The organism is Enterobacter sp. SES19 (genome assembly GCF_011765665.1).
Taxonomy (GTDB): Bacteria; Pseudomonadota; Gammaproteobacteria; order Enterobacterales; family Enterobacteriaceae; genus Enterobacter; species Enterobacter pseudoroggenkampii.
Window position 1 is genome coordinate 4,326,588 of the sequence record NZ_CP050320.1, and the last position, 810, is coordinate 4,327,397.

Below are 810 nucleotides of genomic sequence, written 5' to 3' on the forward strand. Positions count from 1 at the left end.
ACTACCATCGGCGCTACGGCGTTTCACTTCTGAGTTCGGCATGGGGTCAGGTGGGACCACCGCGCTAAAGCCGCCAGACAAATTCTTTTACTTCTTGCCGAACTTTAACCTAAGTATAAAGTGGTGCTGATACCCAGAGTCGAACTGGGGACCTCACCCTTACCAAGGGTGCGCTCTACCAACTGAGCCATATCATGAGAGACTCGAACACACCTTAAAGATGTGTCGTTTCAATTTTCAGCTTGATCCAGATTTTTAAAGAGCAAAACTTCTTAATGCACTCAAAAGTACATTCAGAAGTTCATCATTCATCAGACAATCTGTGTGAGCACTACAAAGGCAGGTTCTTTAAGGTAAGGAGGTGATCCAACCGCAGGTTCCCCTCAAAGGCAGGTTCTTTAAGGTAAGGAGGTGATCCAACCGCAGGTTCCCCTACGGTTACCTTGTTACGACTTCACCCCAGTCATGAATCACAAAGTGGTAAGCGCCCTCCCGAAGGTTAAGCTACCTACTTCTTTTGCAACCCACTCCCATGGTGTGACGGGCGGTGTGTACAAGGCCCGGGAACGTATTCACCGTAGCATTCTGATCTACGATTACTAGCGATTCCGACTTCATGGAGTCGAGTTGCAGACTCCAATCCGGACTACGACGCACTTTATGAGGTCCGCTTGCTCTCGCGAGGTCGCTTCTCTTTGTATGCGCCATTGTAGCACGTGTGTAGCCCTACTCGTAAGGGCCATGATGACTTGACGTCATCCCCACCTTCCTCCAGTTTATCACTGGCAGTCTCCTTTGAGTTCCCGGCCG

At 49.8% G+C, this 810-nt stretch carries 1 rRNA gene and 2 other annotated features (1 of these 3 cut by a window edge); the gene reads right to left on the minus strand.

Going from position 1 to position 810, the window contains the following annotated elements:
* Positions 1–78, minus strand: a 5S ribosomal RNA gene (rrf, locus tag GXP72_RS20635) (it extends 169 nt beyond the left edge of the window).
* Between the two features lie 339 nt (positions 79–417).
* Positions 418–550: a sequence feature (16S ribosomal RNA rRNA prediction is too short), on the minus strand.
* Between the two features lie 62 nt (positions 551–612).
* Positions 613–709 (minus strand) — a sequence feature (16S ribosomal RNA rRNA prediction is too short).
* Positions 710–810 lie beyond the last annotated feature (101 nt).